13 protein-coding genes are annotated in these 14054 nt (G+C 69.7%); 6 read left to right on the top strand and 7 right to left on the bottom strand.

The features are described 5' to 3' along the window. From Tther_RS11675 to Tther_RS11650, 6 genes are all read left to right on the top strand, one after another. Nucleotides 1-1200: transketolase-like TK C-terminal-containing protein (locus Tther_RS11675; RefSeq protein ID WP_281280187.1), on the top strand; the 1200-nt coding region annotated here is incomplete at its 5' end. Further along, nucleotides 1197-1910 (top strand): HAD-IA family hydrolase, encoded by a 714-nt coding sequence (locus tag Tther_RS11670; protein WP_143904064.1) that lies wholly within the window; start codon nt 1197-1199, stop codon nt 1908-1910. The genes Tther_RS11675 and Tther_RS11670, both read left to right, overlap by 4 nt. Nucleotides 1911-1924: 14 nt before the next feature. Continuing rightward, nucleotides 1925-2932 carry a type I glyceraldehyde-3-phosphate dehydrogenase gene (gene gap, locus Tther_RS11665; RefSeq protein WP_143904061.1) on the top strand — a complete coding sequence of 336 codons (1008 nt, stop codon included), beginning with the start codon at nt 1925-1927 and terminating at the stop codon, nt 2930-2932. Nucleotides 2933-2955: 23 nt separating this feature from the next. Then, a complete protein-coding gene (locus Tther_RS11660) occupies nt 2956-4152 on the top strand; it encodes a phosphoglycerate kinase (protein ID WP_143904059.1) in 1197 nt (398 codons plus the stop codon). A gap of 90 nt (nt 4153-4242) precedes the next feature. Further along, nucleotides 4243-5310: a class II fructose-bisphosphate aldolase gene (fba, locus tag Tther_RS11655; protein ID WP_143904057.1), complete on the top strand. Its 1068-nt coding sequence runs from the start codon at nt 4243-4245 to the stop codon at nt 5308-5310. A gap of 73 nt (nt 5311-5383) precedes the next feature. Continuing rightward, complete coding sequence (locus Tther_RS11650) at nt 5384-6097, top strand: Crp/Fnr family transcriptional regulator (RefSeq protein WP_143904055.1); 714 nt, start codon at nt 5384-5386, stop codon at nt 6095-6097. A 32-nt stretch (nt 6098-6129) separates the two neighbouring features. On the opposite strand, the gene lapB is transcribed toward Tther_RS11650, so the two are convergent. The 7 genes from lapB to pheA form a co-directional block, all read right to left on the bottom strand. Beyond that, nucleotides 6130-7278, bottom strand: coding sequence for a lipopolysaccharide assembly protein LapB (lapB, locus tag Tther_RS11645; protein WP_143904053.1), 1149 nt, complete (start codon nt 7276-7278; stop codon nt 6130-6132). Further along, a complete protein-coding gene (locus Tther_RS11640) occupies nt 7268-7552 on the bottom strand; it encodes a lipopolysaccharide assembly protein LapA domain-containing protein (protein ID WP_143904051.1) in 285 nt (94 codons plus the stop codon). Before Tther_RS11640 ends, lapB begins: the two co-directional genes overlap by 11 nt. Further along, on the bottom strand, nt 7549-7845 hold the full coding sequence (locus Tther_RS11635; RefSeq protein ID WP_143904049.1) for an integration host factor subunit beta: 297 nt from the start codon (nt 7843-7845) through the stop codon (nt 7549-7551). The genes Tther_RS11640 and Tther_RS11635 overlap by 4 nt, the downstream gene beginning before the upstream one ends. A 133-nt stretch (nt 7846-7978) precedes the next feature. Continuing rightward, a complete protein-coding gene (gene rpsA, locus Tther_RS11630) occupies nt 7979-9658 on the bottom strand; it encodes a 30S ribosomal protein S1 (RefSeq protein ID WP_143904047.1) in 1680 nt (559 codons plus the stop codon). Nucleotides 9659-9789: 131 nt separating this feature from the next. Next, entirely contained in the window at nt 9790-11865 is a 2076-nt protein-coding gene (locus Tther_RS11625) for a bifunctional 3-phosphoshikimate 1-carboxyvinyltransferase/cytidylate kinase (protein ID WP_143904044.1), read from the bottom strand. Beyond that, nucleotides 11829-12812: a prephenate dehydrogenase gene (locus Tther_RS11620; protein WP_143904067.1), complete on the bottom strand. Its 984-nt coding sequence runs from the start codon at nt 12810-12812 to the stop codon at nt 11829-11831. Before Tther_RS11620 ends, Tther_RS11625 begins: the two co-directional genes overlap by 37 nt. 7 nt (nt 12813-12819) lie before the next feature. Continuing rightward, entirely contained in the window at nt 12820-13968 is a 1149-nt protein-coding gene (pheA, locus tag Tther_RS11615) for a prephenate dehydratase (RefSeq protein ID WP_143904041.1), read from the bottom strand. Nucleotides 13969-14054 lie beyond the last annotated feature (86 nt).

Raw genomic sequence — 14054 nt, 5'->3', positions numbered from 1 at the left:
GTGGCCGCGACGCGGCAGGCGCTGGATTGGCCGTACCCGCCGTTCGAGATCCCGGCCGAGCTCTACGCCGCCTGGGACGCGCGCGCCCACGGCGCCGCCGCCGAGGCCGCCTGGCAGCGGCGCTTTGACGCCTACGCCGCCGCGCACCCGGCGCTGGCGGCGGCGTTCGAGCGCCGCATGCGCGGCGAACTCCAGCCTGCGCTGGCCGCGCAATTGCCAGCGCTGCTCGACGCTGCCGCAGCGCGCACCGACGCGGTGGCCACGCGCAAGGCCAGCCAGCTGGCGTTGGACGCGCTGGCACCCCTGGTGCCGGAGCTCTTTGGCGGCAGCGCCGACCTGACCGGCTCCAACCTGACCAATTTCAAGGGCTGTGTGATCGCCGGGCGCGACCGTTGGGGCAACCACCTCAGCTACGGTGTGCGCGAGTTTGGCATGGCCGCGATCATGAACGGCATCGCCCTGCACGGCGGCTACATCCCCTACGGCGGCACCTTCCTGACCTTTAGCGACTACAGCCGCAACGCCATCCGCATGGCCGCGCTCATGAAGCAGCGCGTCATCCACGTCTTCACGCACGACTCCATCGGCCTGGGCGAAGACGGCCCCACGCACCAAAGCGTCGAGCACGTGCCCAGCCTGCGCCTCATCCCGCACTTGGACGTGTGGCGCCCCGCTGATGCGCTGGAGACGTTGGTGGCCTGGGCCGCCGCGCTGCAGCGGCGCGACGGCCCCAGCGCGCTGTGCCTGTCGCGCCAAAACCTGCCGGTGGTCACGCAGCGTGCCCATGCCGATGGTGCGGCGCGCGGCGGCTACGTGCTGCGCGACATGGCGGGCGCGCGCGCGGTCATCCTGGCCACCGGATCGGAAGTCTCGATCGCGCTGCAGGCGCAGGCGCTGCTTGCCGACGCGGGCGTGCCCACGCGCGTGGTGTCCATGCCCAGCACCACCGTGTTCGACCGCCAAGACGCCGCTTACCAGGATGCCGTGTTGCCGCCGGACATGCCCGCGGTGGCGGTGGAAGCCGCGCACCCGGATTTCTGGCGCAAGTACGTCGGGCGGCGCGGGCGCGTCGTGGGCATCGACCGCTTTGGCGAGTCGGCCCCGGCGCCGGCCTTGTACGCCCACTTTGGCTTGACGGCGGCCCACGTGGCCGATGCGGTGCGGGCGGTGCTTGGCACAGGCGCGGAGTGCGCGGCATGAGCACCGGTTACCCCTTCGACCTCATCCTGTTCGACCTCGACGGCACCCTGGTCGAGACCGCGCCGGAGATTGCCGACGCCGTCAACGACACGCTGCAAGCCTGCGGATGGGCGCCCGTGGAGCAGCAGCAGGTGGACCGCTGGATCGGTCACGGCACGCGCGAGCTGCTGGTCCAGGCCCTGGCCCATCGCTGGGGCCAGCCGGCGGATGCGGTGCGCGCCGACCCACGGTTTGGCGCCATCGAAGCCACGTTTGGCACGCACTACCTGCGCCGCTGCGGCACGCGCAGCCGGCCCTATCCCGGCGTGCGCGAGACGCTGCAGGCGTTGCGCGCGCAAGGGGTGCACCTGGTCGTGCTTACCAACAAAGAGGCGCGCTACACCCACCCGGTGCTCGAGGCGCACGCGCTGACGGCACTGTTCGACCGCGTCATCAGCGGCGACACCTTGCCGGTCAAAAAGCCGAATCCGTTGGCCATCGAGGATTGCTTGCTGCGCTACGCCGTCCCGCGCGAGCGCTGCCTGCTGGTGGGCGATTCGTCGATCGACGTCGCCACCGCCCGCCACGCGGGCGTGGCGGTGTGGGCGGTGCCCTACGGCTACAACATGGGCGAGCCGATCGCCGCCTGCGGCCCGGACCGCGTGATCCCCGACCTGTCGGCGCTGGCCCCCGCCGTGCTGGGCACCGCCGCGGCCCCCTTTACCGTTTGACAGAGGAGATTGGTATGACACTGCGCATTGGCATCAACGGCTTCGGACGCATCGGCCGCATGGTTTTGCGTGCCGCCACCCAGGAGGCCGAGTTTCAAAACGTCGAAATCGTCGCCATCAACGACCTGCTCGAGCCCGACTACCTGGCCTACATGCTGCAGTACGACTCGGTGCACGGGCGCTTTCGCGGCCAGGTCGAGGTCGATGGCCAGCACCTGGTGGTCAACGGGCGGCGCATCCGCCTGACGGCCGAGAAAGACCCAGCCCAACTGCGCTGGGGGGACGTGGGGGTCGATGTCGTGGTCGAGTCCACCGGCCTGTTCCTGACCCAGGAGAGCTGCCAGAAGCACCTCGAGGCCGGTGCGCGCAAGGTCGTGCAGTCGGCCCCGTCCAAAGACACCACACCGATGTTCGTCTACGGGGTCAACCACACGCGCTACGCCGGCGAGCGCATCGTCTCCGCCGCGTCGTGCACCACCAACTGCCTGGCCCCGGTGGCCAAGGTGCTGCACGACCACTTTGGGATCGTGCGCGGCCTCATGACCACGGTGCACGCCGCCACCGCCACGCAAAAAACGGTGGACGGTCCCTCCAGCAAGGATTGGCGCGGCGGCCGCGGCATCCTGGAAAACATCATCCCCAGCTCGACCGGCGCGGCCAAGGCCGTTGGCGTGGTGCTGCCCGAACTCAACCACAAGCTCACCGGCATGGCGTTTCGGGTGCCGACGTCGGACGTGTCGGTGGTGGACTTGACCGTGGAGCTCAGCCGCGCCACCAGCTACGAGGCGATTTGCGCCGCCATGAAGGCCGCCAGCGAAGGCGAGCTGCGCGGTGTGCTGGGCTACACCGATGCCAAGGTGGTCTCGACGGACTTCCGCGGCTGCCCGATGCCGTCGATTTTCGATGCCGAGGCGGGCATCGCGCTGGATCCAACCTTCGTCAAGGTGGTGGCGTGGTACGACAATGAATATGGCTACACGTGCAACATGCTGCGTTTCGTGCAGCACGTGGGCCAGCATTGACCATCGCTTGAGGAATCCCAACCGTGGAATTTGTTCGTTTTTCCGACTTGTGCGAGCGTGGCGAGGTGCGCGGCAAGCGCGTCTTCATCCGCGCCGATCTCAACGTGCCGCTCGACGGCCAGGGGCACATCACCGAAGACACCCGCATTCGCGCCTCGGTCCCGGCCATCCGCATGGCGCTCGATGCCGGGGCGGCCGTCATGGTCACGTCGCACCTGGGCCGTCCCACCGAGGGGCAATGTCGGCCCGAGGACTCGCTGGCGCCGGTGGCGGCGCGCTTGGCCGAGCTGCTCGGCCAGCCCGTGCCGCTGATCGCCAACTGGGTCGATGGCGGCTTCGCGCTGGCGCCTGGGCAGGTGGTGCTGCTGGAAAACTGCCGCCTCAACGTCGGTGAGAAGAAAAACGACCCGGCGCTGGCGCGCCGCATGGCGGCACTGTGCGACATCTTCGTGCACGACGCGTTTGGCACCGCGCACCGCGCCGAAGCCAGCACCTACGGCATCGCCGAATACGCCCCCATCGCCTGCGCCGGCCCGCTGCTGGCGGCCGAAATCGACGCGCTCACGCGCGCGCTGGAGCAGCCCGCGCGCCCGCTGGTGGCCATCGTGGCCGGCTCCAAGGTCAGCACCAAGCTGACCATCCTGCAGTCGCTGAGCCAAAAGGTCGATGGCCTCATCGTGGGCGGCGGCATCGCCAACACCTTCATGCTGGCAGCGGGCCTGCCCATCGGCAAAAGCCTGGCCGAGCCGGACCTGGTGGGCGAGGCGCAGGCCGTCATGCAAGCCATGGCGGCGCGCGGCGCCCAGGTGCCGATCCCCGAGGATGTGGTGGTCGCCCCGCGCTTTGCCGCCGACGCCCCGGCCACCGTCAAGGACGCGCGCGACGTCGGGCCCGACGACATGATCCTCGACATCGGCCCGCGCACCGCGGCACGTCTGGCCGAGCGGCTGACGCAGGCCGGCACCATCGTGTGGAACGGGCCGCTGGGCGTGTTCGAGTTCGACGCCTTTGCCCACGGCACCGAAACGGTGGCGCGGGCCATCGCGCGCTCGAGCGCGTTTTCGATCGCCGGCGGCGGCGACACGCTGGCCGCCATCGCCAAGTACGGCATCGAGCAACAGGTGGGCTACATCTCCACCGGGGGTGGCGCATTCCTGGAGGTGCTCGAAGGCAAGACGCTGCCGGCCTTCGAGGTGCTGGCCCGTCGCGCCCGCGGGTGATGCCGCGGCCGGGTGGAGGCGCCCCAAACACGGCGCCACCGCCCGGCGCCCACCGCCGACCCTTCTCTCACTCGTCTCAGGAGCAATCCCATGGCACTCATCACCTTGCGCCAACTGCTGGACCATGCCGCGGAGCATGGCTACGGTCTGCCCGCCTTCAACGTCAACAACATGGAGCAGGTGCACGCCATCATGCAGGCGGCCGACGCGGTGGACAGCCCGGTCATCCTGCAGGGGTCGGCGGGCGCGCGCTCGTATGCGGGCGAGCCGTTCCTGCGCCACCTGATCGGCGCGGCCATCGAGATGTACCCGCACATCCCCATCTGCATGCACCAGGACCACGGTGCCTCGCCGGGTGTGTGCATGCGCTCCATTCAGTCGGGTTTTAGCTCGGTGATGATGGACGGCAGCTTGCTCGAAGACGGCAAGACCCCGGCCAGCTACGAGTACAACGTACGCGTCACGCGTCAGGTGGTGGACATCGCGCATGCCTGCGGCGTGTCCGTGGAAGGCGAGCTGGGTTGCCTGGGCAGCCTGGAAACCGGCAAGGCCGGCGAGGAGGATGGCCACGGCGCCGAGGGGGAGCTCGACCACTCGATGCTGCTGACCGACCCCGACGAGGCGGCCGACTTCGTGCAAAAGACGCAGGTGGACGCGCTGGCCATTGCGATCGGCACCAGCCATGGCGCCTACAAATTTACGCAAAAACCCACCGGCAAGGTGTTGCGCATCGACCGTGTCAAAGAGATCCACGCCCGCATTCCCAATGTGCACCTGGTGATGCACGGCAGCTCCAGCGTCCCCGAGGATTGGCTGGCCATCATCAACACCTACGGTGGCGACATGGGCACGACCTACGGCGTGCCCGTGGAGGAAATCGTCGAGGGCATCAAGCACGGCGTGCGCAAGGTCAACATCGACACCGACTTGCGCATGGCCTCGACGGGCGCGATCCGCAAGCACCTGGCCGAGGACCGCAAGAACTTCGATCCGCGCAAATTCCTCAAGGAGGCCACCAAGGCCATGAGCGGCATCTGCAAAGCGCGCTACGAGGCGTTTGGCAGCGCCGGCATGGCCAGCAAGATCGGCAAGGTCTACAGTCTGGAGGCGATGCAAAAGCGCTACGACCGCGGCGAGCTGGCCCCGCGCGTGGCCTGATGGCGTGAGCGCAGCACCTGGTTTTTTTCGGCGCGGAGGGAACACGGGGCGGTAAGCGGGGGACAATAGCCCCATGATCCCGATCAAGACCGAGTCGGCGTGGCGCGGCACGGCCGACTGCAAGAGCTGTGGCATCCGCGACATGGTGTTGTTTGCCGACCTCAACGAGGAAGACTTCAACCTCATCCACGCGCCGATCGACGACCTCGTCTACGGCGCGGGGCAAACGCTGTACCGCGAAGGGGAGTCTGCGTTTGGCGTCTTCACCCTGCGCCGCGGCCTGATCAAACTGGTGCGCTACACCCCCGACGGGCGCCAGCGCGTGCTGCGCGTGCTGCGCCCCGGCGACGTGGTCGGCCTGGAAGCGCTGGCCACCTGCCGCTACGACAGCGAGGCCACGGCGCTGACCGAGGCCGCGCTGTGCCGCATCCCGACCGACGTGATCCACCGGCTGGCGCAGAATTCGCCGCGCCTGCACTGGCGGCTGCTGCAGAAGTGGCAGCAAGCGCTCAAGGAGGCGGACGACTGGCTCGCCGCGCTCAATTTCGGCACCGCGCGCCAGCGCGTGGCCAGCTTCATCCTCAAGATGCGCCACGCCACCGACCCAGCGGTGGTGACCCTGTTCTCGCGCGAGGACATGGGGGCGATGATGGACCTCAAGCTCGAGACGGTCAGCCGCGAGATCAACGCCCTGGTGCGCGCCGGCGCCATCGAGCCGCTGGACCGCCTCGGCCGGCTCTATCGCATCGTGGACGACAAGTTGCTCGAATCCGTCGTGGCCAGCTGAGCGCGGCGCGGCCTGGCGCCGGCCGCGCGGCGTCACAACTCTTCGACGCGGCGCGGGGGGTAGGTGTCCCAGCCCTGGCAGCCGGGGCAGTGCCAAAAATACTGCCGCGATTCGAATCCGCACGCGGCGCAGCGGTAGCGCTTGAGCGGTTCGCCAGCACGCTCCAGCGCGCGCCGCACCAGCGCTTCCTCGTCGGCGCTGCCCAACGGCACGCCGGCCAGCCACAACGTCGCGGCCACCAGTGACGGCTCGGCGCGCAGGTGTTCCAGGTAGTGCCGGCGCCCGCGCTGGGCATCGGGTTCCAACGTCGCCAGCGCCTGTGTGACGTCCAGCGAGGGCTCGTGCTGGGCGGCCCACGCGGCCAGGGGCTGGCGCGCACGTTCCGCGCTGCCCACGCGCAGCGACCACTGCGCCAGGCTGTGCGCGATCAGCGGCACATGGGCCGGGCAGTGCGTGGCCAGGGCCTCCAGCGCCGCCAGCGCGCCCTCCAGCTCGCCCAACGACTCGCGCACCTCCGCCAGCGCGACCCAGGCACGCGCGGATTCGGGCACGTGGGCCACCAGCGATTCGAGCAACGCCAGCGCCTCGGCGGTGCGGCCCTGCTGGCGCAACGCCGCCGCCTGTTCACAGCGGTGGTGCGCCAGCCGCAGCCGAAAACTCCCGCGGTCGCTGCCTTCGAGCCGTTCGGCCATTTCGGCCGCGCGCGCCCAGTCGCGGGAGCGTTCGTAGATGCCCAGCAGGGCAATGCGCGCGTCGGTGTCGTAGCGCGTGCCCAGCAGCGCCGTGAACGCGGCCTCGGCGCGGTCCAGCAGCCCCGCTTTCAAAAAGTCGAAGGCCAGCGCGTGCTGGGCGCGCTCGCGCTCGCGCGCTGGCAGGTCGGCACGTGCGAGCAGGTGCTCGTGCACGCGCACCGCGCGGTCGTAGTCGCCGCGGCGGCGGAACAACCCGCCCAGCGCGAAGTGCAGCTCGGCGGCGTCGGGGTCGTGCCGGACCGCCTCGATGAACGCATCGATCGCCTGGTCCTGCTGTTCGTTGAGCAGGTGGTTGAGCCCGCGGAAATAGGCGCGCGGCACCTGGCGCCCCTCCAGCCGCCACTGGCGCAAATCGAAACGCGAAGCCAGCCAGCCCAGCGCAAACGCCAGCGGCAACGCCCACAGCAGCCAGGACAGGTCAAATGCCATGTGGGGGTTCGTCCGGTGCTGTGGGGGCGGGCTGCGCGGGGGCAGGGGGCTGCGGCGCGCGCGCCGCGCGACGCGCGCGCCACCACAGCGGCGCCATCACCGCCATGCCCAGCACCACGCCCGCGAACAGCACCAACAGCAGCACCAGCACCAGGGGGGCTTCCCACTGGGCGCCAAAGAGCCCGTGCACCCGTACCGGCGCCTGGTTGTTGAGCGCCAGCGCGAAGATGAGGATGAAGACGGCTGCCTTGAGCAGCCAGCCCAGCACCTTCATGGGCGCTCCCGGGCGGCGGCATCGACCGCCTCCCGCAGGGCCTTGCCGGGCTTGAAATGCGCCACCCGCTTGGGCGGCACGGACACCGTTTCGCCGGTGCGTGGGTTGCGTGCCGCACGGGCGGCGCGCTCGTGCACGGCAAAGCTGCCAAAGCCGCGGATTTCGATGCGCTGGCCGGCGACCAGGCTCTCGGTCATCGCTTCCAGCAAGATCTTGACGGCGGCCTGCGCGTCGGCCGCCGTGAGGTGGGGGTAGTGCTCGGCCAGGGCATCGAAGAGGTCGCTGCGGTTCATGCCGCGATTATGCCCAGCCGCGGCGGCACCCGGCAGCGCGGTTGTCCCCATCCATGCAAAACGCCCGGCGGGTCACGCCGGGCGTTGCTCGTTCGTCGCAAGCGTCCGGCGGGGCCGGACGGTGCATGCGGGATCAGTTGTTCTGACCGTCGAGCTTGGCGCGCAGCAGCGCGCCCAGGTTGGTGGTGCCGGCGTTGCCGGAGCTCTGGCTCAGGCTGGCCATCGCCTCTTGCTGGTCGGCGGCGTCCTTGGCCTTGATCGAGAGCTGGATGTTGCGGTTCTTGCGGTCCACGTTGACGATCACGGCCGTGACCTCGTCGCCCACCTTGAGCACGTTGCGCGCATCCTCGACGCGGTCACGCGAGATTTCGCTGGCGCGCAGGTAGCCGACGATGTCTTGACCCAGGTCGATCTCGGCGCCCTTGGCATCGACGCTCTTGACCGTGCCGGTGACGGTGGCACCCTTGTCGTGGATGGACACGAACGTCGTGAACGGATCGGCGTCCAGCTGCTTGATGCCCAGGCTGATGCGCTCGCGCTCGACGTCCACGCCCAGCACCACGGCCTCGACCTCTTGGCCCTTCTTGTAGTTGCGCACGGCCACCTCGCCGGGCTCGTTCCACGACAGGTCGGACAGGTGCACCAAGCCGTCGATGCCGGACTCCAGGCCGACGAAGACGCCGAAGTCGGTGATCGACTTGATCGGGCCCTTGACCTTGTCGCCACGCTTGTGGGTGTCGGCAAACTCCTGCCACGGGTTGGGCTTGCACTGCTTCATGCCCAGGCTGATGCGGCGCTTGTCCTCGTCGATGTCGAGCACCATGACCTCGACCTCATCGCCGATGGAGACGACCTTGTTCGGCGCCACGTTCTTGTTGGTCCAGTCCATTTCGGACACGTGCACCAGGCCCTCGATGCCGGGCTCGAGCTCGACGAAGGCGCCGTAGTCGGCGATGTTGGTGACCTTGCCAAACAGGCGCGTGCCGGCCGGGTAGCGGCGCGCCACGCCCAGCCACGGGTCATCGCCCATTTGCTTGAGGCCCAGCGAGACGCGCTGACGCTCGGCGTCGAACTTGAGCACCTTGGCGGTGACTTCCTGGCCGACTTGCACCACCTCGTTCGGGTGGCGCACGCGGCGCCAGGCCATGTCGGTGATGTGCAGCAGGCCGTCGATGCCGCCCAGGTCCACGAAGGCGCCGTATTCGGTGATGTTCTTGACCACGCCGGTGACGATCGCGCCTTCCTTGAGCGTCTCGAGCAGCTTGGCGCGCTCTTCGCCCATCGAGGCTTCGATCACCGCGCGACGGCTCAGCACCACGTTGTTGCGCTTGCGGTCGAGCTTGATGACCTTGAACTCCATGGTCTTGCCCTCGTAAGGCGTCAGATCCTTGACGGGGCGGGTGTCGACCAGCGAGCCCGGCAGGAACGCGCTGATGCCGTTGACCATGACTTTGAGGCCACCCTTGACCTTGACGGTGGTGGTGCCGGTGACGAATTCGCCCGATTCCAGCGCTTTTTCCAGCGCCATCCACGACGCCAGGCGCTTGGCCTTGTCACGCGAGAGGATGGTGTCGCCATAGCCGTTTTCGACGGCTTCGACGGCGACGGCGACGAAGTCACCGACTTGGACCTCGAGCTCCCCCTGGTCGTTCTTGAACTCGCTCAGCGGGATGTAGGCCTCGGACTTGAGCCCGGCGTTGACGACCACGTGGTTGTGGTCGATGCGCACCACCTCGGCGGTGATGACCTCGCCGGCGCGCATCTCGGCGCGCTTGAGCGACTCTTCGAACAGGGCGGCAAACGATTCAGACATGCAGTTTCCTGGGTGCCGCGGTCGTCCGGGACCGGCGGCGGTGGGTTGTATCACCCGAACGGGCGTCGGGCGGTGGGTTGATGAACCCACTGGCGTGCGAACCATCGGTTCGGCGGCGCCAGCGGGGCCTTTCAGTGCCGGGGTTCGGCGTGGGTCGGACGATCCCGATCGCCAAACGGCCGGCAGCGCTGCCACCACGCCAACACGGTGGCCACCGATGCGTCGATGGTCTGTGCCGAGTTGTCGAGCAGCTGCGCGTCCTGGGCCGGCTCTAGCGGCGCCACCGCCCGCGTGCGATCGCGCGCGTCGCGCGCCTCCAAGTCGGCCAAAAGACTATCTATACTAGCAGTTTCGCCGCGCGAAATCAACTGCTCATAGCGGCGCTGGGCGCGCGTGGCGGCGCTGGCGGTCAAAAAAACCTTGAGTGGCGCATCGGGAAAGATCACCGTGCCCATGTCGCGGCCATCGGCCACCAGCCCGGGCAGGCGCCGGAATCCCCGCTGCAGCGCCAGCAGGCCGGCACGCACGGCGGGCAGCGCCGACACGCGCGACGCCGCCATGCCCGCGGCCTCGCTGCGCACCGCGTCGGTCACATCGTCGTCGCCCAGCCAGATGCGCCCGTCGGCAAAGCGCACCGGCAGCTGCGCGGCCAGCGCGCCCACGCGCTCGGCGTGCGCCGGGTCGGCCAGCGCCGCCTCGTCGGTGGCCAGGCCGGCACGCTCGGCCGCCAGGCCGACCACGCGGTACAGCGCCCCCGAATCCAGCACGTGGTAGCCCAGACGCGCGGCCACCGCCGCTGCCAGCGTGCCTTTGCCCGAAGCCGTTGGCCCGTCGATGCAAATGACGGGTATGTCCGCCGGCTCTGCCTCGACCACCGACCAAAGCGTCTCGAAGTAATCAGGGAAGGTTTTGCCCACGCACTGCGGGTCCAGGATGCGCACCGGCAGCCGCGCCGGGTTGAAGGCGGCGAGCGACCCGCACATGGCCATGCGGTGGTCGTCGTAGGTGCGCAACGCGGCGGCGCGCCAGCCGCTGCCATCCGCCCCAAGAGGGTGCACACGCAGCCAGTCCGGCCCTTCTTCGACACGGGCGCCAAGCTGGCGCAACTCCGTGGCCATGGCGGCGATGCGGTCGGTCTCTTTGACGCGCCAGCTGCCGATGTGGCGCAGGGTGGTTGGGCCGTTGGCGTAGAGCGCCATGACGGCCAGGGTCATGGCGGCGTCGGGGATGGCGTTGCAATCCAGGTCGAGCGCGCGCAGCGGCCAGGCGCCGCGCCACACGTGCAAGCGGTTGGGTTCACCCTCCACCCGCGCGCCCATCGCCCGCGCCGCGTCCACAAAGGCGATGTCGCCCTGGATGGAATCCAGCCCCACGCCTTCGATGGTCACGGGTTGGTCCGTGGCGGCGAGGGCGCCCAGCGCGATGAAATAGCTCGCCGAAGACGCGTCGCCCTCGACGTGGATGGTGCCCGGCGTCGCATAGCGCGCCCCGGCGGGGATGGTAAAGCGCGCCCAACCGTCGCGCTGCACCTGCACGCCAAAGCGCGCCAGCAGCCGCAGGGTGATGTCGATGTACGGCTTGGAGATGAGCTCGCCCACCACTTCGATGGTGATCGGGCGCTCCTGTGCGGCCAACGGCAGCGCCAGCAGCAACGCGGTCAGAAATTGGCTCGAGACGTCGCCGCGCACGCGGATCGGGGCGTCCAGCCGCAACGGCGTCGGCTGAGGGCTGCCCACCGCCAGCGGCGGGTAGCCGGGTTGGCCCAGTTCCTCGATGGTGCCACCCAGTTGGCGCAAGGCATCGACCAGGTCGCCAATCGGGCGCTCGTGCATGCGCGGCACGCCCGAGAGCTCGAAGCGCCCGCCCTGCAGCGCCGCCAGCACCGTCAGCGCCGCCGTCAACGGCCGCATGGCCGTGCCCGCGTTGCCCAGGAACAGGCGTGCCTCCCGCGCCGCCAGCCGTCCCCCCAGCCCGCGCACGCGCACCGTGGTCGGCCCCAAGCGCTCGAGCCCGCAGCCCAGCGCGGCGAGCGCGTCCAGCATCACCCGCGTGTCGTCGGAGTCGAGCAGGTCTTCGATGCGCGTGACCCCGTCGCACAGCGCCGCCAGCAGCAGCACGCGGTTGGAAATGCTCTTGGAGCCCGGCAGGCGCACGCGGCCGCCGGCGCGCCTCAGCGGGGGGATGTCGAGGAAAGCGGTGCGGTACATGGGTTCTGGGGTGACGGGGCGGCGCTGTAAGCACCGGCGGCCCATTGGGTGCGGACGCGGCTGGCGTCGGCGATCAACTCGCGCAGGCCGGCGCTGTCGCCGGCGTCAAGCGCGGCCTCAAAGGTATCCAGCGCCGCGCGGAACTGCTGCGCCTGGGCGCGCACCTGCGCGGCGTTGGCCAGCAGGATGTCGCGCCAGACCTCCGGGTCGCTGGCGGCGATGCGCGTGAAATCGCGAAATCCCGGGCCGGCCAGCGCCAAAAATTCAGCAGCCTGCGGCTGCTGCGCCAGCGCGCGCATCGCGGCAAACGCCAGCAGATGGGGCAGGTGGCTGACGGCGGCGTAGGCCGCGTCGTGCGCCTCGGGTGCCATCAGGCGCACGCGCGCCTGCAGCGCCTGCCACAGCGCGCGCGCGCGTTCGGTGTACGCGGGGTCGGTGTCGGCGGTCGGGGTCAGGATCACTTGGCAGCCGCGGTACAAGTCGGCGCTCGCGTGCTCCACCCCGGCGCGCTCCTTGCCCGCGATGGGGTGGGCCGGCACGAAGTGGCCGATGCGCTCGCCCAGGGCGGCGCGGGCGGCTGCCACCACGTCGCCCTTGGTCGAGCCCACGTCCATCACCAGCGTGTCCGGGCCGATGAGGGGTTGGATGGCGCGCAGCGTCTGCCCGGTGGCCGCGACGGGCACCGACACCAGCACCAGGTCGGCGCCGGAGGCCGCCAGCAGCGCCGACGGGGCCTCCACGTCGATCACCCCCAGGGCCCGGGCGCGCGCCAGCGTGTGCGGCGAACGCGCATAGCCCACCACGCGCTGCACCAGCCCGGCGGCTTTGAGCGCCAGCGCAAACGACCCGCCCATCAAACCGCAGCCGATGACGGCCAGCTGCTCGAAGGGGACCAGCGGTGGCAACGGGGCACCGGTGGCCGTGTCGTGTTCGGGGGAGGGCGCCATCATCTCCTCACTCCGAGATGGGGTAGGCGCCCAGCATCTTGTAAAACGCGCACAAGCCCTGCAATTCGCTCAAGGCCGCCGCCACGTGGGGCTGCGACGGGTGGCCGGCGATGTCGATGTAGAAGTAGTACTCCCACTGGCCGGACTTGGCCGGGCGCGACTCGAAGCGCGTCATCGACACGCCATGCGCTTTGAGGGGCTTGAGCAGATCGTGCACGGCACCCGGCCGGTTGGGTACCGACACCACGATGCTGGTGCAGTCGCGCCCGCTGGCCGCAGGCATCGCCATGGTCTGCGGCAGGCAGATGACGGCAAAGCGGGTGCGGTTGTAGGCCTCGTCCTGGATCGCATGGGCCACGATGTGCAGCGCGTACTGCGCCGCCGCGCGCTCGCTGGCAAGCGCGGCCCAGGCGGGGTTGGTTGCGGCCAGCCGCGCGCCCTCGGCGTTGCTGGCCACGGCGCGCCGCTCGGCGTGTGGCAGGTGGGTGGACAGCCAGCCCTGGCACTGCGCCAGCGCCTGCGGGTGCGCCATCACCACCTCGATACCGTCCAGGCTGGGCACTTGGCGCAGCAGGTTGTGGCGCACCAGCAGGCTGATTTCGCCCACGATGTGCACGGGCGAGCGCAGGAACAGGTCCAGCGAGCGGGCCACCACGCCCTCGGTGGAGTTTTCCACGCCGACGACGCCGAACTGCGCCGTGCCCGCCGCGGTGGCGTGAAAGACCTCATCGAAGCTGGGGCAGTGGATCCATTCGGCCGCGCTGCCGAAGTATTCGATGGCGGCCTGTTCGCAAAACGTGCCTTCGGGGCCGAGCACCGCGACGCGCATGGGCGCCTCCAACGCCAGGCAGGCGGACATGATTTCGCGCCAGATGGCGGCGACATGGCGGTTGTGCAGCGGCCCGGGGTTGGCGGCCTCGATGTTGGCGATCACCTGCGCCACGCGGTCCGGCCGGAAAAAGGGCGAGCCCTCGGCCCGTTTGACCTCGCCGACCTGCTGGGCGATGCGCGCCCGCTCGTTGAGCAGCCGCAGCAGTTGCTGGTCGATGGCGTCGATTTGTTGGCGCAGCGCCAGCAGGGCGGGGCTGGCCTGTGGATTGGCGGGCGGCTGGGCAGCCGGCGGGCGCGGCTCGCGCGGGCGCCCAATCGTCAACATGTTCCCGCTGGCCGAGGGCGAGAAGATCAATGTCGTGCTGCCGTTGACGGGCGAGTTCCGCAGCTTTCCGGCCGACCACTATGTGT

Source organism: Tepidimonas thermarum (assembly GCF_007556705.1).
Lineage (GTDB): Bacteria > Pseudomonadota > Gammaproteobacteria > Burkholderiales > Burkholderiaceae_C > Tepidimonas > Tepidimonas thermarum.
This window is presented reverse-complemented; position numbering and strand designations above follow the sequence as displayed.

What these genes read in the sequence shown, in the direction of transcription:
- Tther_RS11670 (WP_143904064.1), top strand. Translation starts at nt 1,197, where the DNA reads ATGAGCACCGGTTACCCCTTCGACCTCATCCTGTTCGACCTCGACGGC.
- gap (WP_143904061.1), top strand. Translation starts at nt 1,925, where the DNA reads ATGACACTGCGCATTGGCATCAACGGCTTCGGACGCATCGGCCGCATG.
- fba (WP_143904057.1), top strand. Translation starts at nt 4,243, where the DNA reads ATGGCACTCATCACCTTGCGCCAACTGCTGGACCATGCCGCGGAGCAT.
- Tther_RS11650 (WP_143904055.1), top strand. Translation starts at nt 5,384, where the DNA reads ATGATCCCGATCAAGACCGAGTCGGCGTGGCGCGGCACGGCCGACTGC.
- lapB (WP_143904053.1), bottom strand. Translation starts at nt 7,278, where the DNA reads ATGGCATTTGACCTGTCCTGGCTGCTGTGGGCGTTGCCGCTGGCGTTT.
- Tther_RS11640 (WP_143904051.1), bottom strand. Translation starts at nt 7,552, where the DNA reads ATGAAGGTGCTGGGCTGGCTGCTCAAGGCAGCCGTCTTCATCCTCATC.
- Tther_RS11635 (WP_143904049.1), bottom strand. Translation starts at nt 7,845, where the DNA reads ATGAACCGCAGCGACCTCTTCGATGCCCTGGCCGAGCACTACCCCCAC.
- rpsA (WP_143904047.1), bottom strand. Translation starts at nt 9,658, where the DNA reads ATGTCTGAATCGTTTGCCGCCCTGTTCGAAGAGTCGCTCAAGCGCGCC.
- Tther_RS11625 (WP_143904044.1), bottom strand. Translation starts at nt 11,865, where the DNA reads ATGTACCGCACCGCTTTCCTCGACATCCCCCCGCTGAGGCGCGCCGGC.
- Tther_RS11620 (WP_143904067.1), bottom strand. Translation starts at nt 12,812, where the DNA reads ATGGCGCCCTCCCCCGAACACGACACGGCCACCGGTGCCCCGTTGCCA.
- pheA (WP_143904041.1), bottom strand. Translation starts at nt 13,968, where the DNA reads ATGTTGACGATTGGGCGCCCGCGCGAGCCGCGCCCGCCGGCTGCCCAG.